This is a genomic window from Pseudomonas sp. LBUM1641 (assembly GCF_059716235.1).
Genome location: NZ_CP166815.1, coordinates 4,725,799 through 4,747,638 on the forward strand (window position 1 = coordinate 4,725,799; position 21,840 = coordinate 4,747,638).

15 protein-coding genes are annotated in these 21,840 nt (G+C 61.2%); 8 read left to right on the plus strand and 7 right to left on the minus strand.

The features are described from left to right. Positions 1-12: 12 nt before the first annotated feature. From ACA046_RS21745 to ACA046_RS21765, 5 genes are all read right to left on the minus strand, one after another. A complete protein-coding gene (locus tag ACA046_RS21745) occupies positions 13-1,476 on the minus strand; it encodes an efflux transporter outer membrane subunit (protein ID WP_497674942.1) in 1,464 nt (487 codons plus the stop codon). Next, entirely contained in the window at positions 1,473-1,946 is a 474-nt protein-coding gene (locus ACA046_RS21750) for a MarR family winged helix-turn-helix transcriptional regulator (protein WP_063028678.1), read from the minus strand. Before ACA046_RS21750 ends, ACA046_RS21745 begins: the two co-directional genes overlap by 4 nt. Before the next feature lie 145 nt (positions 1,947-2,091). Further along, complete coding sequence (locus tag ACA046_RS21755; protein ID WP_497674943.1) at positions 2,092-5,763, minus strand: translocation/assembly module TamB domain-containing protein; 3,672 nt, start codon at positions 5,761-5,763, stop codon at positions 2,092-2,094. Beyond that, entirely contained in the window at positions 5,763-7,490 is a 1,728-nt protein-coding gene (locus tag ACA046_RS21760) for an autotransporter assembly complex protein TamA (RefSeq protein ID WP_497674944.1), read from the minus strand. Before ACA046_RS21760 ends, ACA046_RS21755 begins: the two co-directional genes overlap by 1 nt. Before the next feature lie 64 nt (positions 7,491-7,554). Continuing rightward, positions 7,555-8,205: a GNAT family N-acetyltransferase gene (locus ACA046_RS21765; RefSeq protein ID WP_003211798.1), complete on the minus strand. Its 651-nt coding sequence runs from the start codon at positions 8,203-8,205 to the stop codon at positions 7,555-7,557. 202 nt (positions 8,206-8,407) lie between these two features. Between ACA046_RS21765 and xthA the strand changes: the two genes are divergently transcribed. Continuing rightward, entirely contained in the window at positions 8,408-9,220 is an 813-nt protein-coding gene (xthA, locus tag ACA046_RS21770) for an exodeoxyribonuclease III (protein ID WP_459022350.1), read from the plus strand. 97 nt (positions 9,221-9,317) lie between these two features. Then, the gene (locus ACA046_RS21775) at positions 9,318-10,658 is read left to right on the plus strand and encodes a substrate-binding domain-containing protein (protein ID WP_497674945.1); all 1,341 of its coding nucleotides are present in this window, start codon (positions 9,318-9,320) and stop codon (positions 10,656-10,658) included. Positions 10,659-10,716: 58 nt separating this feature from the next. Here the strand turns inward: ACA046_RS21775 and ACA046_RS21780 are convergent, their stop codons facing one another. Beyond that, positions 10,717-11,946, minus strand: a complete 1,230-nt coding sequence (locus ACA046_RS21780) for an acyl-CoA dehydrogenase (protein WP_497674946.1) — start codon at positions 11,944-11,946, stop codon at positions 10,717-10,719. A gap of 150 nt (positions 11,947-12,096) precedes the next feature. Here ACA046_RS21780 and ACA046_RS21785 point away from each other — a divergent pair, with 150 nt between their 5' ends. The 4 genes from ACA046_RS21785 to ACA046_RS21800 all read left to right on the plus strand — a co-directional run bounded on the left by ACA046_RS21785 (position 12,097) and on the right by ACA046_RS21800 (position 17,167). Next, the gene (locus ACA046_RS21785; protein ID WP_076014198.1) at positions 12,097-13,026 is read left to right on the plus strand and encodes a LysR family transcriptional regulator; all 930 of its coding nucleotides are present in this window, start codon (positions 12,097-12,099) and stop codon (positions 13,024-13,026) included. Positions 13,027-13,170: 144 nt separating this feature from the next. Next, positions 13,171-13,569, plus strand: coding sequence for a MerR family transcriptional regulator (locus tag ACA046_RS21790; RefSeq protein WP_003211806.1), 399 nt, complete (start codon positions 13,171-13,173; stop codon positions 13,567-13,569). Positions 13,570-13,581: 12 nt separating this feature from the next. Then, positions 13,582-14,481 (plus strand): hydroxymethylglutaryl-CoA lyase, encoded by a 900-nt coding sequence (locus ACA046_RS21795; RefSeq protein ID WP_497674947.1) that lies wholly within the window; start codon positions 13,582-13,584, stop codon positions 14,479-14,481. Positions 14,482-15,916: 1,435 nt separating this feature from the next. Further along, a complete protein-coding gene (locus ACA046_RS21800; protein ID WP_497674948.1) occupies positions 15,917-17,167 on the plus strand; it encodes an IS256 family transposase in 1,251 nt (416 codons plus the stop codon). Between the two features lie 107 nt (positions 17,168-17,274). Here ACA046_RS21800 and ACA046_RS21805 read toward each other — a convergent pair whose 3' ends face one another. After that, positions 17,275-18,909, minus strand: coding sequence for an AMP-binding protein (locus ACA046_RS21805; protein ID WP_497674949.1), 1,635 nt, complete (start codon positions 18,907-18,909; stop codon positions 17,275-17,277). A gap of 145 nt (positions 18,910-19,054) precedes the next feature. Here ACA046_RS21805 and ACA046_RS21810 point away from each other — a divergent pair, with 145 nt between their 5' ends. Both ACA046_RS21810 and ACA046_RS21815 read left to right on the plus strand, forming a co-directional pair. Beyond that, complete coding sequence (locus tag ACA046_RS21810; RefSeq protein WP_076014201.1) at positions 19,055-20,218, plus strand: isovaleryl-CoA dehydrogenase; 1,164 nt, start codon at positions 19,055-19,057, stop codon at positions 20,216-20,218. A 14-nt stretch (positions 20,219-20,232) separates the two neighbouring features. Next, entirely contained in the window at positions 20,233-21,840 is a 1,608-nt protein-coding gene (locus ACA046_RS21815; protein WP_497674950.1) for a carboxyl transferase domain-containing protein, read from the plus strand.

A 21,840-nucleotide genomic window follows, 5' to 3' on the forward strand; every position in this document is an offset into this window, starting at 1 on the left:
AAGTACCTTGAATTATTCAGTGCGCGTGGCTGGGGTGGTCGAGGCCACGTTATCGGCGTGAAAACCGCCGCCCAGGGCCTGCATCAATTGAATCGAAAGATCGATTTGCTCGGCATTCAGGGTGGCCAACTGGCGTTGGGCCTGGAGTAATTGCTGTTCGATGCTGAGCACGTCCAGGTAATTACCGATACCTGAACTGTACCGCTGGACCCCGGTGTCGTAGGACTGCTGGGCAATGTCAGCGGCGTGTTGCTGGGCCTGGATCTGCCGGCCGGTCTCGCGCAATTGCACAAGGGTGTTGCCGATATCGCCCAAGGCTTGCACCAGGGTTTTGTTGTACTGGGCCACGGCCACGTCGTAGTCGGCGTCGCGGGCATCGAGGTCGGCACGCAGGCGGCCACCGTCGAAGATCGGCAGCGAGATGGTCGGCGCAATGCTGAAGAAACGGCTGGCCGAACCAAACATCGCATCTCCCAGCAACGACTCGGCCCCAGCGCTCGCGCTCAGGTTGAGGTTGGGGTAGAAACGGGTCTTGCTGGCCGCGATATCTTTGCTCGCCGCTTCAACACGCCAGCGTGCGGCGATCAGGTCCGGACGACGGCCCACCAGCTCGGCAGGCAGCACCGAAGGCACGCTAACGGCGCTGGGCTTGAGCACGTTGGGGCGTACCAGTTCGCCACCACGGTCGGGGCCTTTGCCGAGCAACACGGCGAGGGCGATCTTGGCGCTCTGCAGTTGTTTTTCCGCATCGATCAGTTGCGACTGGGAGCTGGCTTCCAGGCTCTCGGTTTGCTGGTACTGGTACTGGCTGTCGATCCCGGAGTTCAGGCGACGCTGGCCCAAGTCGAGCATTTGCCGGGTGCGCTTGAGGTCATCGTTGGCCAGGTCGCGCACGATATGTGCTTGGCCCAGGTCGCTGTAGGCCTTGGCGACGTTGGCCGCCAGGGTCAGGCGCGCGGCCTGTTGATCGACTTCGGCGGCGCGGGCCTGGCCCAGCGCGGCTTCCCAGGCGGCGCGCTGGCCACCCCACAGGTCGAAGTTGTAATTGAAGCTGGCACCGATGTTGCGCACGGTGGCGTAGGCATCGCCCTCGCCCCGCGGGTCCTGGTCCTTGGCCAGGCGCGAACGGCTGACACCGGCGCTGGCATCCAGGGTCGGCATGCGCGCCGCATTGGCGGCATAAGCAGCAGCTTCGGCCTGGTGGGCGCGGGCGCTGGCCACTTGCATATCGGGGCTGTTTTGCAGGGCTTCCTGGATCAGCCCGTCGAGCTGTGGGTCGCCAAGGCCTTTCCACCAATCGGCGGTGGGCCAGGCGGCGGCGGACAGGGTCACGCCACTGAGAGACTTGCCGGTTTGCAGGTTATTGGCTTCGAGGCGTTTGCCTTCTGTGTTCAAGCCGCTGAAATTGGCACAACCGGCCATAGTCATGGCCACCAGCACAAGGCTGAGGCCGGCACGCAAGGAGCGATTGTTCATGCACCACCTACCCGCTGAATGGTGATGGGGTCACCCGCAGCTATAAGAATTTTCTTCAAGATTTTTTCCAGGGTTTGCAGTTCACCCGGTTCCAGCGCGCCTGCCAGTTGGTTCAAGGCCTGGGCGCCGATGTGCGGCAACATGTCCGCCACGCGTTGGCCTTCCGCGGTCAGCACCAACTGCACCTGGCGCCGGTCCTGTTCGGAGCGCTTGCGCGCCAGCAGGTCCTTTTGTTCCAGGCGGTCGAGCATGCGGGTCATGGAGCCGCTGTCCAGGGACAGGTTGCGGCACAGTTCGGCCGGGGTGTCGACGCCGTACTGGGCCATGATGATCAACACCTTGAACTGCGCGGCAGTGATGCCGTGGGGTTCCATATGGGTGTCGATGATCTTGTCTTTGAGCAGCGCAGCCCGGCCCAGCAGCAAGCCGAGGTGGCAGTTGTGAAAGTTTTCGGGGGTGAAGTGCTTCATCGTGACCAGCCTATTAACTGCCTAAGCAGTGAATGTGTGACACGATGTTACTGCCTAGGCAGCGAATGTCAAACGAATAGTTAGGTTGCTTGGTAATTAGCGGATAAAGGGTGGGAGCCGGGCTCCCACCATGAATGTATACGGATCAGAAATCGCGCTTGTAGAAAATATCCAGGGAGCTGGCGACGCCGCTGGCCACTTCCAGGTACACCTTCTTGCTCAGCAGGTAGCGCAAGGCAATGGTGTTGGCCGGTTCGAAAACCCCGACGCCATAACGAAGGCTGAGCTTCTCGGAGATCTTGCCGCTGGCGACCACGGCGGTGTTGTTGCCACTGCCCTGGGTGTCCAGTTCAAAATCCTGGATGCCCAAGTTCTTGGCAATGTCCGACGTCACTCCGGCACTGCCCATCAACCCCAGCCCCAGCGCTGCCTGGGCCAGCATGTTGTTGTCTTCCCCCGTGGTGCTCAGCGGTCGACCCAGTACCAGGTAAGACAACGCCTGCTCCTGGCTCATGGCCGGTTCCGAGAAGATTTGCGTGGTGGGCTGCTCGGCGCTGCCGCTCAGGCGAATCCCGGCGGTTACGTCATCCGTCTGGCGGATGGCTTCGATGTCGAGGTAGGGCTGGTCAATCGGTCCGGCGAACAGCAGCCGCGCACGGCGCACCGTGAGCCGCTGGCCGTAGGCACGGTAGCGGCCGTCGTTGAGCCACAGTTCGCCACGGGTGTCCATGTTGTCGCCGATGTGTACGTGGCCTTGCAGGTTGGCGGTGAGGCCAAACCCGGCAAAGCTCAGTTTGTCCTTGCCCACTTCGACGTCGATGTCCATTGCCATGGCCATCGGCGGCTTGCCCTCCTCGGTCTGGCTGCCGACGATCACCGTGTCATCCGAGACCTTGACCGTCGATGGTGGCAGTTCGCGCACAGTGATCTCGCCCTTGGGAATCTGCACCTTGCCGGAGATCGCCAGCTTGTCGTTCTTCATGCTGATTTTCAGGTCGGGTGCCACTTCCAGGTCGGCGTACGGCTCCACGGTGACCGGCAGTTGCGTGCCTTGCAGGGCGATGTCCACCGCCAGGGCCTGGCCCCAGTCGATCTGGCCCTTGATGGTGCCCTGCCCGGCCTTGCCACTGCGCCAGCCGCCATTGAGCTGCACGCTTTCGCCGGCAATCAATGCCTGGATATTCAGGCCTTCGAAGCTGGTGGGCAGTTCCGGGCCGGAGATTTCGCCGCCGACCAGGTTGACGCTGCCATTGACCTGGGGCGACAGCAGGCTGCCGCCGATTCGCCCGCTACCGTTGAGCTTGCCGTTGAGTTTCTCGACCATGGGTACAAAGGGCCGGGCGACGGCGAGGTCGAGGCCGGTCAGGGTGAAATTGCCGGTGACCGGTTTGTTCTTCGGCAGCGGATTGATCTGCGCCTGCAACAGCAACTCGCCGAGCTTGCCGCCACGGAAGTTGAGCTGGGTGTCGATGCGCGTGGGGTTGAGGGTGGTTTCCAGCTTCAGCGTGTCGTACGGAAAGTCCAGCCACTGGTCCTTGTCCTTGACCCGCAGGGTGCCGCCGCTGGCATCCACCGAGACCACGCCTTTAGGGCCGCTGGCCGGCAGGTCAAGCTGCACGTCGGCATTGAGCTTGCCCTGCCAGGCGAAATCCTTGGGCAACCACTGGGCCAGGCTGTCGATGGGGAACTGCTTGAGGTGGTAACGCAGCTTCGGCTCGGGCATCAGGCGCTGGTCTTCGCCGCACAGGCTCGCCGGGCCGGAGACCCAGCAATGGGCTTCAAAGGTCAGTCTGCCGTCGGCCAGGCGCTCGATTTTCGCCGGGGCTTGCAGCTTCCAGTCCTGGCCACCGGCTTGCACATCACCGCTGGCCAGGCGCCCGCGCCAGTTGCCTTTGTCGAGATTGCCGTCCAGGGCCAGGGCCAGCTTGAGTAGCGGGCCGGCCAGGTCGAGCTGGACTTTCTGGCTTTTGATATCGCCCTGGGCGCTGGCGGTCAAGGTGCCGAGCTGGGTTTCACCGGCCTGGATACCACTGCCCCTCAAGTCGATTTTGGCGCGCTGGGCGTTATCAAGGTTCGCGTCCAGGGTCAGGTTTTGCAGGCGGTTGTCCTCAAACGCCAGTTGTTGACCCACCAGGTTCAGCTTGCCTTGGGGCGCCTGCAGAGTGCCCGCGACGTCGATGCGGCAGTTCATCTGCCCGCGCAGTTGCGGCCAGAGTTGGGCGAGGCGCGTCAGTTTGATGTCGATCTGCCCGGCCAGCCGTTGTTGCAGGCTGCCGCTGCCGTAGATGCGGTTGTCGCCGAGGCGGATGTCGAGGGCGCCGAGGGTCCACTGCTCGCCTGCGCCTTCGGCCTTGGCCTGGAGCACGGCGGGCTGGCCGCGCAGACGGCCCTTGAGGTCGAGGTCGGCGTTGAGCTTGAGTTGCTCGTTCTTCATTTCACCCTTGCTGCGCAGCGGGCCGGCCAGAGTACCCGGCAGTTCCGCGACCCAGTACGCCGGGTTGATGGCCGACAGGTCCAGCGCAGTGTCCCAGGCGATGCCATCGGCAAACTGCAGGTTCAGGTGGCCTTCGGCCTTGCCCTGACCGGCGGCGAGTTTCAACTCGGGGAGGAACACTTGCTTGAGGTCGCCGCTGAACGGGCTGGCCAGGCTGAACTTGCCCGCAGGGCCGTCGAGGTCGGCCTTGAAGTTGCCCAGGTAGTTACCGTCCTTGTAGGAGACTTCGCCATTGAAGGTACGCAAGGCGACTTGGGGTTCGTCGATCACCGGGTACAGGCGATGCCACGGGAAATCCAGCCAGTCGATTTTCGCGTCGGCGCTGAAGCCTTGCTGCCAGTCCAGATTGGCACTGAGCCTGAGGCTTTGCTTGTCGCCGGCCTTCAGGTCCAGCCCGGCGATCTGCGCGCCCTTGGCGTCGACCTTGCCTTGCAGCAGCAGGTCCACCGGGCCTTTTTCCGCCGGCAGGACGGCTTTGCCCAACAGTTGGTAACCGTTACTCAGGTCGCCCTTGGCCGTCAGGTCCAACTGATTGAGTTGCAGGGTATCGGGCAAATCGGCGCTGGGTTTAAAGCCGTCGGCGGTGATGTGCAGTTGCGCCGGCAGGTTTTCCACCAGGGGTTGCAACTCGCCGCTGAGCTTGGCAGGCAGGTAGCCGCTGCTGTCGGCATCGAGCTTGAGGGTCTTGAGCAAATCACCATCGACCTTGAGCGCCAGCGTCCAGGGCGCACCGCCCGGAGCGTAAGGCAGGCTCAGGTTGCCGCTGGCGGCCAACGGCCAGTTGCCGGTGGGTTGCAGCAAGCCGGACAGGTCGAGTACCAGGCCCTCCCGTTGCAGGTGCACCGAGTCGATCTGCATCCCGGCGGCAGTCCAGTGCGCCGCCAGTTTCAGGCCCTGGAGTTCTTCGCTGCCATTGAACAGCAGGCTGCCGACACGAATGTCACCCAACTGAATGGCGACCGGCAGTTTCAGGTCCGGCAGGGTAATCGGGCCGCTGCTTTCTTCGGTGCTGGGCGGAAATTGCAGGCTCACCTGCTCTACATCCAGTTGGTTGATGCACAAGGTCATGCGCATCAAACAGGCCGGCGACCAGTCGAACTTAGGCGCCTGCAGCTCCACGCGGCTGCTGTCTTGCTGCCATAACAGATGGTCGGCACTCCACTGGCCGCCCAGGCGACCCTGGAAATTCTCCACGGTCAAACCCGGCACCTGGCCCAGCACCCATCGGCTGCCGACTTGAGTACCCAGCACCGTCCACAGCGCCAGCAGTATCACCGCGAGGACCGCCAGAATGGCCAGCCCCGCTATTTTCAAACCACGCATCACAGCTCAGGCCCCATGGAAAAGTGCAAACGAATGCCGCCCGGATCTTCGAGGGCATGGGCCAGGTCGAGGCGGATCGGGCCGACCGGCGACACCCAGCGCACGCCCACACCCACGCCGGTTTTCAGGCTCGGCATTTCCAGGGTGTTGAACGAGTTGCCTTGGTCGATAAAGGTCGCGATCCGCCATTTTTCGGCGATGGAATATTGGTACTCGGCGCTCAGGGCCACCATGTAGCGGCCGCCGATGCGGTCGCCGCGATCGTTTTCCGGAGACAGGGTCTGGTACTCGTAACCCCGTACGCTCTGGTCGCCACCGGCAAAAAAGCGCAACGACGGCGGCACGGATTTGTAGCCGTTGGTGGCGCTGCCGCCAAACTGCGCCCGGGCCAGGAAACGATGGTTATCCCACAGGGTGGTCAAGCCCTTGATCGTCGCCGTGCCGTAAAGCAGGTTGGTGTCGGAGCCCAAGCCTTCCTTGGCGACCTTGGCGTCGAACAGCAGGCGATAGCCGTTGTGCGGGTCGATGCGATTGTCGCTACGCAAGTAGGAATAACTGATACCGGGCATCAGCAGCGTACTCAGGCCCGAGTCGTTGCCCAGGCGATATTCTTCACGCTGCCATTTGAGCGAGATCACCCGCGTCCAGCCGCTGGGCAACTTGCTGTGCCACTCGGGGCCGAGGGTCAGCAATTTACTCAGGGTGTCGGTGTTGGCGATTTCTTCATTCTGGTAGCCGCCGGCGAAACGCAGTTTGTCGGTGAGTGGCGGGTCCATGGGAATGTCGTACCACAGCCCGACGTTCTGCCGCGGCGCCGACAGTTCGGCTTCCCAGCCATAACTGTGGCCCTGGGGGTTGACCCAGTGGCGCGTCCAGTTGGCCTTGCCGCGCGGTCCGACGTCGGTCGAGTAACCAAGGCCGAGGCCCATGGTGCGGGGCTTGCGGGTTTCCAGTTGCACGGCCACCGGGATCACGTCATTGGCCGAGGCGGCCGGGGCAGCGTCCACGCGCACGCCCTCGAAAAAGCCGCTGGATTGCAGGTTCTGGTTGAGTTCGGCGATCAGTTCGGAGTCGTAGGGCGCACCGCTCTTGAACGGCACCATGCGTTGCAGCAGGTCTTCATCAAACGGCGTGTCGCCGGCAAAGCTGACCTTGCCCAAGGTGTAGCGTGGGCCACTGTCATAAATAAGTTCGATATCGGCCACACCCGCCTTGGGGTCGACCGAGAGTTTCTGGCTGGTAAAGCGCCCGCTGAAAAAGCCGAAGCGTGACGCCTGGTTCTGGATGACACGCTTGGCGTCTTCGTAGTTGCCGTGGTTGAGCACGGCGCCGGATTTGAGTTGGTCGCTGGCGGGCACGCGAAAGGCTTTGAGGTCGGCGGCCTGGCCATCGACCCGAATCGTCACATTGCGCAAATGCACCGGTTCGCCGGGATCGATGGTGAGGATCAGGCGCGGGTTCTTGCCGCCCTTCACATCGCTGGCAATCTGCGGTTGATAGTAACCCAACGCCTGGGCGGCCTTGCGGGCCTGCTCCTCGGCGCCACGGCTGAACCGCAGCAGGGCTTCTTCGTCACGATCGCCAACCCCGCCGATATAGCCTTCGATGTTGGCTTTCAACGCGTCGTTTGAAGGCTTGATGCGCACATCCAATTCGCTTTGCGCCAAGGCGCCGCAGCTCGTGAACAGCAGAATCAAGCCGCTGGTAAATCTTTCTGGAAACTTCATAGGCCGGGATGCTACACGAGCTTGGGAGCGGGTTAGAACCCGGATTTGTCTGAATAATTCTGTCTCAAACCGTTGCAGCCTGTAACACCTGCGGATTTGCGTGAAAGAACACGTGTTCCAGAACAGGTCCTACAGCCACCTCGCCAATCTCTTCATAGCCCTGGCGCTTATAGAACTCCAGATAGCGAGAATTCCCCGTATCCAGTACCACGCCCGAAGAATGCGGGTCTTCGGCGCACCAGTTGTGCACCGCTTCCAGTAATTGCTCACCGTAGTGTTTGCCCTGGAATTGCGGGTGAATCCCCAGCAACGGCAGCACATGCACCGAATCCGAGGGCAGGCACGCCAGCACCGCCTGATGGTATTCCAGGTAGCGCCGGGTGCCGCGCACACCGGTGCTCAGCCACATCCGCAACTGCCAGGCCCAGCTTTCGGTGATGCCCAGGCGGCGTGTCGGTGGCGCGATCAGGGCGATGCCGATCAGTCGGTCGTTGACCAACAGGCCAATGGCCGGCAGTTTCTGGAAGAAGTGTTGCTTGACCAGTTCACGCACCGTGGCGCGCACCCGCTGTTCGTAGCCTGGACGCTCGGCTTCGAAGATGTAGGCGAACGTCGGCTCATGGCGATAGGCCTGGTACAGCAGGGAACGGGCTTCGCGGGAATAGCCGCTGTCGAGCATGTGGATCTGGGCGATGGCAGTCGAGGTGTCAGGCATAACAGTGAATCTCCCCTGGGCGCTGACTCAAAAGGTTGCGCTCTTGTTATTACGAACGTCTGCGGCACTGTTTCGTTCAGTGTAGCCACCGGGGGCCGCTTCGCAGCCCAACGCAGCCTCGTGCCTCGGCAGCGGCTACAAGGCTGGCCCCCGTCCGACTTGTCGGCTAGCATCGCCCTTTTGCCAGACTGGACCGCCGACCATGAAAATTGTGTCTTTCAATATCAACGGGCTGCGTGCCCGCCCTCATCAGCTGGCGGCACTGATCGAGAAACATCAGCCGGACGTGATCGGCCTGCAGGAAACCAAGGTCCACGACGACCAGTTCCCGTTGGCCGAGGTGCAGGCCCTGGGCTATCACGTTTATTACCACGGGCAGAAAGGCCACTACGGTGTCGCCCTGCTCTCGCGCCAGGAACCGCTGGCGCTGCACAAAGGCTTCGCCAGTGACGAAGAAGACGCCCAGCGCCGCTTTATCTGGGGCACCTTCGCCGACGCCAACGGCAACCCGATTACCATCATGAACGGCTATTTCCCACAGGGTGAAAGTCGCGACCACCCCACCAAATTCCCGGCCAAGCAGCGCTTCTACGAGGACCTGCAAACCTTGCTGGAGTCGCAGTTCAGCAATGACCAGGCCGTGGTCGTAATGGGCGATGTGAATATCTCACCGGAAGATTGCGACATCGGCATCGGTGCCGATAACGCCAAGCGCTGGCTGAAGACCGGCAAGTGCAGCTTCCTGCCAGAAGAGCGCGAATGGATGGCACGCCTGAAGAACTGGGGCCTGGTGGACAGCTTCCGCCACCTCAACCCGGACGTGGCGGACCGCTTCAGTTGGTTCGATTACCGCAGCCGTGGTTTTGAAGACGAGCCAAAACGCGGGCTGCGGATCGACGTGATCATGGCCTCCCAAGGGCTGCTACCCCGGGTGAAGGATGCCGGTGTGGATTACGACCTGCGCGGCATGGAAAAACCCTCCGATCATGCGCCGATCTGGCTGGAATTGAGCTGATTTAGCACACAGGGTCGGGAAACCGGCCCTCGTCACATTTATGCAACCTGCCTGACTTAATCTCGCGGCACTCCCTTTGGCTTGAGAAGGTGCCGGCATGATGCTGCGCGTTCTATCCCTGCTGGCACTGCTCAGCGCATCTCCCCTCGCCGCTTTTTCCACCCCACTGCCCTTCCCCGAACATGGCCCGGCCTTGCGCATCCAGGGTTCCAACACTATCGGCGCGGCGCTTGGCCCGGCACTGGTCAAGGGGCTGATGGAGCAACAGGGGTTGCAAGCGGTGCACAGCGAGCCATCTGACCAAGCCAACGAACAACACATCATCGGCAAGACTCGCCAGGGCCAGCGGGTGACGGTGGAAGTGGCCGCCCATGGCTCCAGCACCGGGTTTGGCGCACTGAAAAAAGCCAGCGCCGATCTTGCGGCGTCTTCCCGGCCGATCAAGGACAGTGAACTGGTGGACCTGGAATCCCTCGGCGACCTGAAGAGCCCGGATGCTGAACAAGTCATCGCCATTGATGGCCTGGCGATCATCCTCAACCCGCGCAACCCGTTGGGTACGTTGAACACCGAGCAACTGGCGCAGATTTTCAGCGGCGAGGTTTCGACCTGGGAGCAAATTGGCGGCATCGGCGGCCAGATTCACCTGTACGCGCGGGATGATCAGTCCGGCACCTACGATACCTTCAAGGAGCTGGTGCTCAGCCGTCGCGGCAAAGCATTGGATGGCAGCGCCAAGCGGTTCGAGTCCAGCGAGGCGTTGTCGGATGCCGTCAGCCATGACCCGCAGGGTATCGGTTTTATTGGTTTGCCTTATGTGCGCCAGGCCAAGGCAGTCGCCATTGTCGATGGCGACTCACAGCCCATGCTGCCGTCGAACAGCCTGATTGCCACCGAGGATTACCCGCTGTCACGCCGGTTGTTCTTCTATTTGCCGCCGATTGAGCACAATCCCTGGGCCAAGGCCTTGGTGGACTTTGCGCAAAGCAGCAAGGGCCAGGCGATTGTGGCCGCCAACGGCTTTATCGCCCAACAGGTACAGGCCATGACCGTAGAACCGCGAGCGCCGATGCCCGAGGATTACCAGGCGATTGCCCGGCAGGCGCAGCGGCTGACGGTGAATTTCCGGTTTGAGGAAGGCAGCGCCAGCCTCGACAACAAGGCGCGCCAGGACTTGATGCGGGTGGTGGCCTATATAAAGCGCCACGGCAAGCTGGACAAGCAGGTGACGCTGGTGGGGTTTGGGGATGCCAAGAGTGATGCGCAACGGGCGGCGCTGTTGTCGAAGTTGCGGGCGATGGCGGTGCGGCGGGAGTTGGTCAAGAGCGGCGTGGTGCTGAGGGACATACGCGGGTTTGGTGCGGAGATGCCGGTGGCGGCGAATACGGCGGATGAGGGACGGATCATGAACCGGCGGGTGGAGGTTTGGGTGTATTGAGGACGCGGAGCGTCCGGGGCGGAATTCCCACGCAGAGCGTGGGAACGATCATCCGGGGTTACTGGCCGCTACGCATCATCTCCCGCGGCACGTATTTGCCGATCTCGAACTTGCCGATCGCCGCGCGGTGCACTTCGTCCGGGCCGTCGGCCAGGCGCAGGGTGCGCTGCATGGCGTACATATAGGCCAGCGGGAAGTCGTTGGAGACGCCAGCGCCACCGTGGATCTGGATGGCGCGGTCGATCACCTTCAACGCCACGTTCGGCGCCACCACCTTGATCTGGGCGATTTCGCTTTTCGCGACCTTGTTGCCCACGGTGTCCATCATGTAGGCGGCTTTCAATGTCAGCAGGCGCGCCATGTCGATTTCCATCCGCGAGTCGGCGATCTTGTCGATATTGCCCCCCAGGCGAGCCAGCGGTTTGCCGAAAGCGGTACGGCTGACGGCGCGTTTGCACATCAACTCCAGCGCGCGCTCGGCCATGCCGACGGAGCGCATGCAGTGGTGGATACGGCCCGGGCCAAGCCGACCTTGCGCGATTTCAAAGCCCCGGCCTTCGCCCAGCAGGACGTTTTCGTACGGCACACGGACGTTTTCGAAGAGCACTTCGGCGTGGCCATGGGGCGCGTCGTCGTAGCCGAACACCGGCAGCGGGCGCACGATTTTCACACCCTGTGCATCTACCGGTACCAGGATCATCGAGTGCTGCTGGTGGCGCGGCGCATCCGGGTTGCTCAGGCCCATGAAGATCAGGATCTTGCAACGCGGGTCGCAGGCGCCGGAGGTCCACCATTTCTTACCATTGATCACCCACTCGTCGCCGTCGCGAACCGCACGGGCCGCCATGTTGGTGGCATCGGAAGACGCCACGTCCGGCTCGGTCATGGCGAATGCCGAGCGGATCTCGCCGCGCAGCAACGGCTCCAGCCAGCGCTGTTTCTGTTCTTCGTTGGCGTAGCGCACCAGCACTTCCATGTTGCCGGTATCCGGCGCCGAGCAGTTGAACGGCTCCGGCCCCAGCAAGGAGCGGCCCATGATTTCCGCCAGGGGTGCGTATTCCAAGTTGGTCAGGCCCGCGCCCAGTTCGGATTCCGGCAGGAACAGGTTCCACAGGCCTTCGGCTTTAGCCTTGGCTTTCAACTCCTCCATGATCGCGGTGGGCTGCCAGCGATCACCTTCGGCAACCTGGCGTTCGAATACAGGCTCGGCCGGGTAAACGTGGGCGTCCATGAACGCGGTGACGCGTTCACGCAGTTCCTGAACCTTGGGCGAATAGGCGAAATCCATGGGCAGCACCTTCTCAATGGAGGTTGTTGAGGTCATGAATCGATGCTAGAACAGCGTTGATAATTTACCTAGCCTATTCTCGGCGTGTATTAACATTCATCACCGATATATGATCGGCGTATGGACACCTAACAATAAGAGCGCAGCGAAATGAATCTGAGCAAGGTCGATCTCAACCTCTTCATCGTCTTTGACGCGATCTACACCGAAGCCAACCTGACCCGCGCCGGGCAGATTGTCGGGATTACCCAGCCGGCGGTGTCGAACGCTCTGGCCCGCCTGCGGGAGACCTTCAACGACCCGCTGTTCGTGCGTACCGCCCAGGGTATGGTGCCCACGCCCATGGCCCAGAACATCATCGGCCCGGTACGTAATGCGCTGTCGTTGCTGCGGGTGTCCGTGCAGGAAAGCCGGATTTTCAACCCGCAACAGGCCGCCAAGACCTATCGCATCAGCATGACCGACCTCACCGAAGCGGTAATCTTGCCCGCACTGTTCCAGCGCCTGCGCCGCCTGGCGCCGACGGTGGTGATCGAGAGCTTTCTGTCCAAACGCCGGGAAACCACCAAGGAACTGGCCGCCGGTCGTCTGGACTTTGCGGTGGATGCGCCGCTCAACACCGACCCGCAAGTACGCCATGTGAAGCTGATGGAAGACCGCTACGTGTGTGCCATGCGCAAGGGGCATCCGATGGCGGGCAAGGACAAGCTCACCCTGGATGACTACCTGTCGCTGACCCACATTCATATCTCCAGCCGACGCAACGGCCTGGGCCACGTTGACCTGGCACTGGGCAAGATGGGCCTGCAGCGCAAGATCGCTCTGCGTTCCCAACATTACTTGATGGCCTCACAAGTGTTGCAGCAGACCGACATGGTGATGACCGTGCCGGAGCGGTTTGCCCGGCGCCATGAACTGCACTGGTTCAACCTGCCGGTAAATGATGTGCCCATGGTGGAAACCCATCTGTACTGGCACGAAAGCACCGACCAGGACCCGGCCAACCGCTGGATGCGCGAGCAAATGATCGAGTTATGCCAGCAAGTCACGGCCCATGAGAAGAAGCTGGATAAACTGTAGGAGCGAGCTTGCTCGCGAAAAACCTGAGAGCGCCGCGTTGAACCAGACAGCCCGCGTTATCGTTAACGTTGCAGTGGCAATGCGCTTGACGTTAACGTCAACCAGCCATTAGCTTAACGCTCAAGACACTCCTTGAGCGCCCCCATGAGCACGACCTACAGCATCTCCGACCTCGCCCGCGAGCTCGACATCACCACCCGCGCCATTCGCTTCTATGAAGAACAAGGCCTGCTGTCCCCGGAACGCCGGGGCCAGGAGCGCATTTATTCGCCCCGGGACAAGGTCAGCCTGAAGTTGATCCTGCGGGGCAAGCGCATCGGCTTCTCCCTGGCCGAGTGCCGGGAGCTGATCGAACTCTACGACCCCACCAGCGGTAACCAGAAACAGCTGCACAGCATGCTGGCGAAAATCGCCGAGCGCCGCGAGCAGCTGGAACAACAGTTGCTGGACATCGAACAGATGAAGCTGGAGCTGGACACCGCCGAAGAGCGTTGCACCCAGGCGCTGGAACAGACCATTCAGGGCCAGGTTGGCCATTCATAAAAGGTAGCTGCCATGTCCCTTCCCTCTCATGTGCGCCTGGTGGAAGTCGGTCCGCGCGACGGCCTGCAGAATGAAGCGCAACCCATCAGCGTCGCCGACAAGGTGCAATTGGTGGACGCCCTGAGCGCCGCCGGCCTGGGTTACATCGAAGTCGGCAGCTTTGTGTCGCCCAAGTGGGTGCCGCAGATGGCCGGGTCGGCCGAGGTGTTTGCGCAGATCCAGCGCAAGGCCGGGGTGACCTATGGCGCACTGGCGCCGAACCTGCGGGGTTTTGAAGATGCACTGGCGGCGGGCGTGAAGGAAGTCGCGGTGTTTGCGGCGGCGTCCGAGGCGTTTTCCCAGCGCAATATCAACTGCTCCATCAGCGAAAGCCTGGAGCGCTTCGTGCCGATCATGGACGCGGCCAGGCAGCATGCCGTGAGTGTGCGGGGTTATGTGTCGTGTGTGTTGGGTTGCCCCTATGAAGGTCAAGTCGCACCGGAACACGTCGCGGTAGTCGCTCGCGAGCTGTTTGCCATGGGCTGCTATGAGGTGTCCCTGGGCGATACGATCGGCACGGGCACTGCAGGCGCCACGCGGCGGATGTTCGAGGTGGTGGGTGCGCAGGTGCCACGGGACAAGCTGGCCGGGCATTTCCATGACACCTATGGCCAGGCCATCGCCAATATCTACGCCAGTCTTGAGGAAGGTATCCAGGTGTTCGACAGCTCTATTGCGGGCCTCGGCGGCTGCCCCTATGCAAAGGGTGCCAGCGGTAACGTTGCCACGGAAGATGTGCTGTACCTGCTCAATGGCCTAGGCATCGAGACGGGTATCGACATGGACAAGCTGATTCTGGCGGGTCAGCAGATTTGTACGGTACTCGGCCGCCCCACGGGTTCGCGTGTGGCGAAGGCTCGAAGCTCCGGTTGAGTAGCGCGCCTGTGACGATGTGTTACCTCGCGGCTACACATCGGGTAACACGGGAACATATCTTGTCGCATTTCCTGAAGGAAATTTCCCTCTTAAAAATCAAACCATTGATTTTAAAGGACTTTAAAAAGTTGGCACGGCTTCTGCTATCTCTATTGCATAACAAGAATAAAAAGCACCAAACCTAATAAAAATAAGACGTAACGACTCTGACATAACAAAAACAACACGGCAGAGACGCAGCTAACAGATTTTTTTGGAGAAGATGTGCTTCGCAGGGTACGGCAGATGCCGAAACCCGCAACCGGATAGAGAAGAACAAAACTACCTTCAGGTAGCTACCCACTGGTTGGATCGCGTGCGAAGAAGCAGATCAGCGCTCAAAAAAATACGTTTGCTCTTGACCCCGGATGGGGGTCGACAAAAACAGCGGTAAAGGGCCACGGTTGCCAAAAACAACAACAGACCGCCCCTCAATAATAAAAAAAGAGCACGCAACGACAAATTAAAGGGGACCTTCGGGTCCCCTTTGTGCTTTCTCGGGGAGGGTGATTTGTGTGTATATCCGTTGTTTGGGTAACGGCCTCCTATGGTTCCGCTCTTACAGCGGCTCACTTTTGAACAGCGCAAAAGTAAGCAAAACGCTCTTGCCCCACCACTCGGCACCTCGCTTGGGCTCGGTGTGCCCGCACTCCGGCTTTGGAGCGTGGGCCGCCGCGATGGGCCATCCTTGGCCCAGCGCGGCTAACCCGGCGTCCTGCCGGGTTACCCACGCTCCAAAGCCTGCGTTCGGCCAGCGTGGTTTAACGGGGCGCCTAAGATCAAGATCAAAAGCAGATCAACAGCACAGCGGCCTACAGGCCGGCTTGAGTGTGGTGAAGCAACAGCAAAATCAAAAGCTAAAGCGGGCACGGTCCAAATGTGGGAGCGGGCTTGCTCGCGAAGGTCGTTAACGATGACGTGGGCATTCTGGATGAACGCGGCGTTCTCAGGTTTTTCGCGAGCAAGCCCGCTCCCACAGAAAAGCAGCTCTGCTTTCGCTCTGGATCTTGCCTCTGCTTCTCACACTCAAGCCCGCCGGTAGGCCGCTGTGCTCTTGCTTTTGATCTGCTGTTGATCTTGATCTGACTGCCCCATTCAGCCCGAGGCCGAACGCAGGTATTGCGGAGCGGGTAAACCGGCAGGACGCCGGTTTAGCCGCGCCGGGCCATGGATGGCCCGTCGCGGCGGCCCGCTTCGCGGTGCCGGAGTGAGGGAACACCGAGCCTAGGCGAGGTGCCGACAGGCGGGGCAGAGCGTTTTGGTTACTTTTGACTGGGCCGGCATTCCGGCTTTTCAAAAGTGACCCGCTGTAAGAGCGGAACCATAGGCAGCCGTTACCGCGGGGGTGTCAGAAATTTTGTGTTCGGGCATACCATGAGCAAGAGGTGCATGTATGCCAACCAAAAAGAAACCACCGCTGCGTGAACTACCAAAAATCCCGAAAGAGCTGCTCGAGCAGTTCGCTGACAGCATGATGACCGCCGAGGCCATCGAAGACGCCTCAGCGGCTTTCAAGAAGGCTCTGATCGAGCGAGCCTTGAATGCCGAGCTCGGCCATCACCTGAGCTATCCGCCGGGCGCGCAGCGCCCAGAGGATGAAACCAACCAGCGTAATGGCAAAAGCGGCAAGACGGTTCTCACGGGCGATGGGCCGCTCCGGCTGGATATTCCGCGTGACCGGGACGGCAGTTTTTCGCCCATTCTGATCCCCAAGCACGAACGCCGTTACACCGGTTTCGATGACAAGATCATCGCTATGTACGCCCGCGGCATGACGGTCAGAGAGATCCGCGCGTTTCTCTCCGAGCAGTACGGTACGGACGTTTCGCCTGATTTCATCAGCTCGGTGACCGACGAGGTCATGGCTGAGATCGGCGCATGGCAACAGAGGCCCTTGGAGCCGATGTATCCGGTTATTTTCTTCGATGCCCTGCGGGTCAAAATCCGCGAAGAAGGACTGGTGCGTAATAAGGCGATCTACTTGGCACTGGGTGTTCTGCCTGACGGCACACGGGATATTCTCGGCATTTGGATCGAAAATACCGAGGGCGCCAAGTTCTGGATGAAGGTGTTCAACGACCTCAAAACACGCGGTATTGAAGATGTACTGATCGCCGTGACAGATGGACTCAAAGGCATGCCAGAAGCCCTTGGCGCTGTCTTTCCAGCGACGACACTGCAAACCTGCATTGTTCATCTGATCCGTAACAGCCTTGATTACGCAGCGTGGGATAAGCGTCGCGAACTGGCCAAGGCGCTCAAGCCGATCTACCAGGCGGTCACCGCCGAAGCGGCTGAACAGGCGCTGGACGCGTTTGAAACCGGGCCCTGGGGCAAGCAATACCCGACGGTAGTGGCTGCTTGGCGAAGGGCCTGGGATCGAGTCATTCCATTTTTCGTCTTCCCGCCAGCAATCCGAAAAGTGATCTACACCACCAACGCCATCGAGAGCATCAACGCTCAGCTACGAAAGATCATCAAGACTCGCGGCCACTTCCCGACCGACGATGCGGCAACCAAACTGATCTGGCTCGGGCTGCGAAATATCACTGCAAACTGGGGCTCGGCGGCCCATGACTGGAAAAGTGCGATGAATCAATTTGCGATTCTGTACGGAGATCGATTTATCAGGCCAACCTGGTAAAAGCACGGCCTGCCTGACGGCAGGCCGTTACCGGCCCGCACACAAAAAAACTGACAGTCCCGCGGAACCATAAGCCGCCGTTACCCAAATAACGGATATACACCCAATCACCCCCCCTCCCCCAACTCCTCAATCATAATTTCCCGCATCCGAAACTTCTGAATCTTCCCCGTCACCGTCATCGGAAACTCATCCACAAACTTGAAATGCTTAGGCGTCTTGAAGTGCGCAATCCGACCCTTGCACCACGTCTGCAGCTCCAGCTCATTGGCCACATGCCCCGGATGAAACTTGACCCACGCCACAATCGCCTCACCATAGCGCTCATCCGGAATCCCGATCACCTGCACATCCGCCACCGCCGGGTGGGTGAAGAAAAACTCCTCCAACTCCCGCGGGTACACATTCTCGCCGCCACGAATAATCATGTCCTTGTTACGCCCGGCAATGCACACGTAGCCGTTTTCATCCATGGTCGCCAGATCGCCAGTGTGCATCCACCCCGCGTCATCAATGGCCTCCCGAGTGCCGTCGGGGTTGTTCCAGTAACCGAGCATCACGCTATAGCCACGGGTGCACAACTCACCCACCTGCCCCCGCGCAACCGTGTTGCCCGCCTCGTCGATGATCTTGCTTTCCAGCTGTGGCTGGGTACGACCGACGGTGGTCACCCGCCGCTCAAGGTCGTCATCCGGCCCGGTCTGCAACGACACCGGGCTGGTTTCAGTCATGCCATAGGCAATCTGCACCTCGCTCATGTGCATCTCGCTGATGACCCGGCGCATCACCTCGATCGGGCAGGTGGCGCCGGCCATGATCCCGGTGCGCAGGTGTGACAGGTCGAATTCGGCACGGCGCGGGTGATCAAGCATGGCGATAAACATGGTGGGCACGCCGTAAAGCCCGGTGGCCTGTTCTTCGGCGACGGCGGTCAAGGTCAGCAACGGGTCGAAACCGTCATTCGGGTAAATCATTGTGGTGCCGTGGGTGATACAGCCCAGGTTGCCCATCACCATGCCGAAGCAGTGGTATAGCGGCACCGGGATCACCAGGCGGTCTTGCGCGGTCAGGCCCAGGCTTTCGCCAACCATGTAGCCGTTATTGAGGATGTTGTGGTGACTGAGCGTGGCGCCCTTGGGGAAGCCGGTGGTGCCGGAGGTGTACTGGATGTTGACGGGTTGATCGAAGTGCAGGCTGGCCTGGCGGGTGTGCAGTTGCTCGGGTGGAATGCCCGCGCCGAGCGCCGCCAATTGCGACCAGGGCGTGAACCCCGGGGGCGGGCTGGGATCCAGGCTGATGATGCCGCGCAGGTCGGGCTTCAATTCCTGCAGCATGCCGTGGTAATCGGAGGCCTTGAACGACCCCGCGCACACCAGCCACTGGCAACCGGATTGCTTGAGTACGTACTCCAGTTCACTGCTGCGATACGCCGGGTTGATGTTGACCAGAATCACGCCGAGCTTGGCGCTGGCAATCTGGCTGATGCACCACTCGGCGCAGTTGGGGGCCCAGATGCCCAGGCGGTCGCCGGTTTGCATCCCCATGGCCAGGAACGCACGTGCGTGCAAATCAACCGTCTCTGCCAGTTGCCGCCAGGTATAGCGATGCGGTTGATGGCACACGACCAGGGCTTCGCTGTCGGGGTAGCGCGAAACCGTGTGATCGAAGGCTTGGCCGATAGTCATGGCCAGCAGGGCTTTGTCCTGAGAGCCACGGCTGTAGCTCTGATTCGATTGATCCATAACGACCCCTGTTGTCTTTTTTGTAGGTTGACGTAAACGTAAACTACGATTGACAGGCCTGCAACGCAAGTTTACGTTAACGTAAAGGTGATCGCCCTCCCCGGCGCATTGACCACACAAAAACAACGCTAGAAGGTGCCCGTCCATGAGTTACCCCTCCCTGAACTTCGCCCTCGGTGAAACCATCGACATGCTGCGCGACCAAGTGCAGTCCTTCGTGGCCAAGGAGCTGGCGCCGCGGGCTGCGCAGATCGACATCGACAACCTGTTCCCCGCCGACATGTGGCGCAAGTTCGGCGACATGGGCCTGCTGGGCATCACCGTGCCGGAAGAATACGGCGGCGCCGGCCTGGGCTACCTGGCCCATGTGGTGGCCATGGAAGAGATCAGCCGGGGTTCGGCTTCGGTGGCGTTGTCCTACGGCGCGCACTCCAACCTCTGCGTCAACCAGATCAATCGCAACGGCACCCACGAGCAAAAACTCAAGTACCTGCCCAAGCTGATCAGCGGCGAACACGTTGGCGCCCTGGCGATGAGCGAGCCGAACGCCGGTTCCGACGTGGTCTCCATGAAGCTGCGCGCCGATAAACGCGGCAGTGTGTATGTGCTCAACGGCAGCAAGACCTGGATCACCAACGGCCCCGACGCCAACACCTACGTGATCTACGCCAAGACCGACCTCGAAAAGGGCGCCCACGGCATCACTGCGTTTATCGTCGAGCGCGACTCGAAAGGCTTCAGCCGCAGCAACAAGTTCGACAAGCTCGGCATGCGCGGCTCCAACACCTGCGAGCTGTTTTTCGATGACGTCGAAGTGCCGGAAGAAAACATCCTCGGCGCGTTGAATGGCGGCGTGAAAGTGCTGATGAGCGGCCTTGATTACGAACGCGTGGTGCTCTCCGGCGGTCCGACCGGGATCATGCAGGCGTGCATGGATTTGATCGTGCCCTACATCCACGACCGCAAACAGTTCGGCCAGAGCATCGGCGAGTTCCAGCTGATCCAGGGCAAGGTCGCCGACATGTACACCCAACTCAACGCCAGCCGCGCCTACCTGTACGCGGTGGCCCAGGCCTGCGAGCGCGGCGAGACCACGCGCAAGGATGCCGCCGGGGTGATCCTGTACAGCGCCGAACGCGCCACCCAGATGGCCCTCGACGCGATCCAGATTCTCGGCGGCAATGGCTATATCAATGAATTCCCGGCGGGCCGCCTGCTGCGTGACGCCAAGCTGTATGAAATCGGTGCCGGCACCAGCGAGATCCGGCGCATGTTGATCGGTCGCGAACTGTTTAACGAAACCCGCTGAACGGAGCGCGCACCATGGCTACCCTGCACACCCAGCTCAACCCGCGCTCGGCGGAGTTCGCCGCCAACAGCGCGGCGATGCTCCAACAGGTCGACGCCCTGCACAGCCTGCTCGCCCAGGTGCAGCAAGGCGGCGGCGCCAAGGCCCAGGAGCGTCATACGTCCCGAGGCAAATTGTTGCCGCGCGAGCGGATCAATCGCTTGCTCGACCCAGGCTCGCCGTTCCTTGAACTCAGCCAACTGGCGGCTTATCAGGTGTATGGCGAAGACGTGCCGGCGGCCGGGGTGATTGCCGGGATTGGTCGGGTGGAAGGCGTCGAGTGCATGATCGTCGCCAACGACGCCACCGTGAAAGGCGGCTCGTACTATCCACTGACGGTCAAAAAACACTTGCGCGCCCAGACCATCGCCGAGCAGAACCGCCTGCCGTGCATCTACCTGGTGGACTCCGGCGGCGCCAACCTGCCGCGCCAGGACGAAGTGTTCCCGGACCGCGAACACTTCGGGCGGATCTTCTTCAACCAGGCCAACATGAGCGCCCAGGGCATTCCGCAGATCGCCGTGGTGATGGGCTCCTGCACCGCCGGTGGTGCCTATGTCCCGGCGATGGCGGACGAAGCAATCATGGTTCGCCAGCAAGCCACGATCTTCCTCGCCGGCCCGCCGCTGGTGAAGGCGGCGACCGGTGAAGTGGTCAGCGCCGAAGACTTGGGCGGTGCCGATGTGCACTGCAAGATTTCCGGGGTCGCCGACCACTATGCCGACAGCGACGAACATGCGCTGGCCCTGGCCCGCCGCAGTGTGGCCAACCTCAACTGGCGCAAGCTGGGGCAATTGCAACAACGCACGCCGCTGGCGCCGCTTTATAGCAGCGAGGAGCTGTACGGCGTGATCCCGGCCGACGCCAAGCAACCATTCGATGTGCGCGAAGTGATCGCACGGTTGGTGGACGGCTCGGTGTTCGATGAGTTCAAGGCATTGTTCGGCACCACCCTGGTGTGCGGTTTTGCGCACTTGCACGGCTACCCGATTGCGATCCTGGCCAACAACGGCATCCTCTTCGCCGAGGCCGCGCAGAAAGGCGCGCACTTTATCGAGCTGGCCTGCCAGCGCGGGATTCCGCTGCTGTTCCTGCAAAACATCACCGGCTTTATGGTCGGCCAGAAATACGAAGCCGGCGGTATCGCCAAGCACGGTGCCAAGCTGGTGACGGCCGTGGCGTGCGCCAAGGTGCCGAAATTCACCGTGATCATCGGCGGCAGCTTCGGCGCCGGTAACTACGGCATGTGCGGCCGCGCCTATGACCCGCGTTTCTTGTGGATGTGGCCCAACGCACGTATCGGCGTGATGGGCGCTGAGCAGGCGGCTGGCGTTTTGGTGCAGGTCAAGCGTGAGCAGGCTGAGCGCGCAGGCCAGGGTTTCAGCAGCGACGAGGAAGCCGCGATCAAGCAGCCGATCCTCGACCAGTACGAAACCCAGGGCCACCCCTACTACTCCAGCGCACGGCTGTGGGACGACGGCGTCATCGACCCGTTGCAGACCCGCGACGTGCTGGCCCTGGCCTTGTCCGCCGCGCTGAACGCCCCCATCGAGCCGAGCCGCTTCGGCGTGTTCCGCATGTAA

Excerpts from the sequence above, each read along its gene's own strand:
- ACA046_RS21745 (WP_497674942.1), bottom strand. The coding sequence starts at position 1,476 with ATGAACAATCGCTCCTTGCGTGCCGGCCTCAGCCTTGTGCTGGTGGCC.
- ACA046_RS21750 (WP_063028678.1), bottom strand. The coding sequence starts at position 1,946 with ATGAAGCACTTCACCCCCGAAAACTTTCACAACTGCCACCTCGGCTTG.
- ACA046_RS21755 (WP_497674943.1), bottom strand. The coding sequence starts at position 5,763 with ATGCGTGGTTTGAAAATAGCGGGGCTGGCCATTCTGGCGGTCCTCGCG.
- ACA046_RS21760 (WP_497674944.1), bottom strand. The coding sequence starts at position 7,490 with ATGAAGTTTCCAGAAAGATTTACCAGCGGCTTGATTCTGCTGTTCACG.
- ACA046_RS21765 (WP_003211798.1), bottom strand. The coding sequence starts at position 8,205 with ATGCCTGACACCTCGACTGCCATCGCCCAGATCCACATGCTCGACAGC.
- xthA (WP_459022350.1), top strand. The coding sequence starts at position 8,408 with ATGAAAATTGTGTCTTTCAATATCAACGGGCTGCGTGCCCGCCCTCAT.
- ACA046_RS21775 (WP_497674945.1), top strand. The coding sequence starts at position 9,318 with ATGATGCTGCGCGTTCTATCCCTGCTGGCACTGCTCAGCGCATCTCCC.
- ACA046_RS21780 (WP_497674946.1), bottom strand. The coding sequence starts at position 11,946 with ATGGATTTCGCCTATTCGCCCAAGGTTCAGGAACTGCGTGAACGCGTC.
- ACA046_RS21785 (WP_076014198.1), top strand. The coding sequence starts at position 12,097 with ATGAATCTGAGCAAGGTCGATCTCAACCTCTTCATCGTCTTTGACGCG.
- ACA046_RS21790 (WP_003211806.1), top strand. The coding sequence starts at position 13,171 with ATGAGCACGACCTACAGCATCTCCGACCTCGCCCGCGAGCTCGACATC.
- ACA046_RS21795 (WP_497674947.1), top strand. The coding sequence starts at position 13,582 with ATGTCCCTTCCCTCTCATGTGCGCCTGGTGGAAGTCGGTCCGCGCGAC.
- ACA046_RS21800 (WP_497674948.1), top strand. The coding sequence starts at position 15,917 with ATGCCAACCAAAAAGAAACCACCGCTGCGTGAACTACCAAAAATCCCG.
- ACA046_RS21805 (WP_497674949.1), bottom strand. The coding sequence starts at position 18,909 with ATGGATCAATCGAATCAGAGCTACAGCCGTGGCTCTCAGGACAAAGCC.
- ACA046_RS21810 (WP_076014201.1), top strand. The coding sequence starts at position 19,055 with ATGAGTTACCCCTCCCTGAACTTCGCCCTCGGTGAAACCATCGACATG.
- ACA046_RS21815 (WP_497674950.1), top strand. The coding sequence starts at position 20,233 with ATGGCTACCCTGCACACCCAGCTCAACCCGCGCTCGGCGGAGTTCGCC.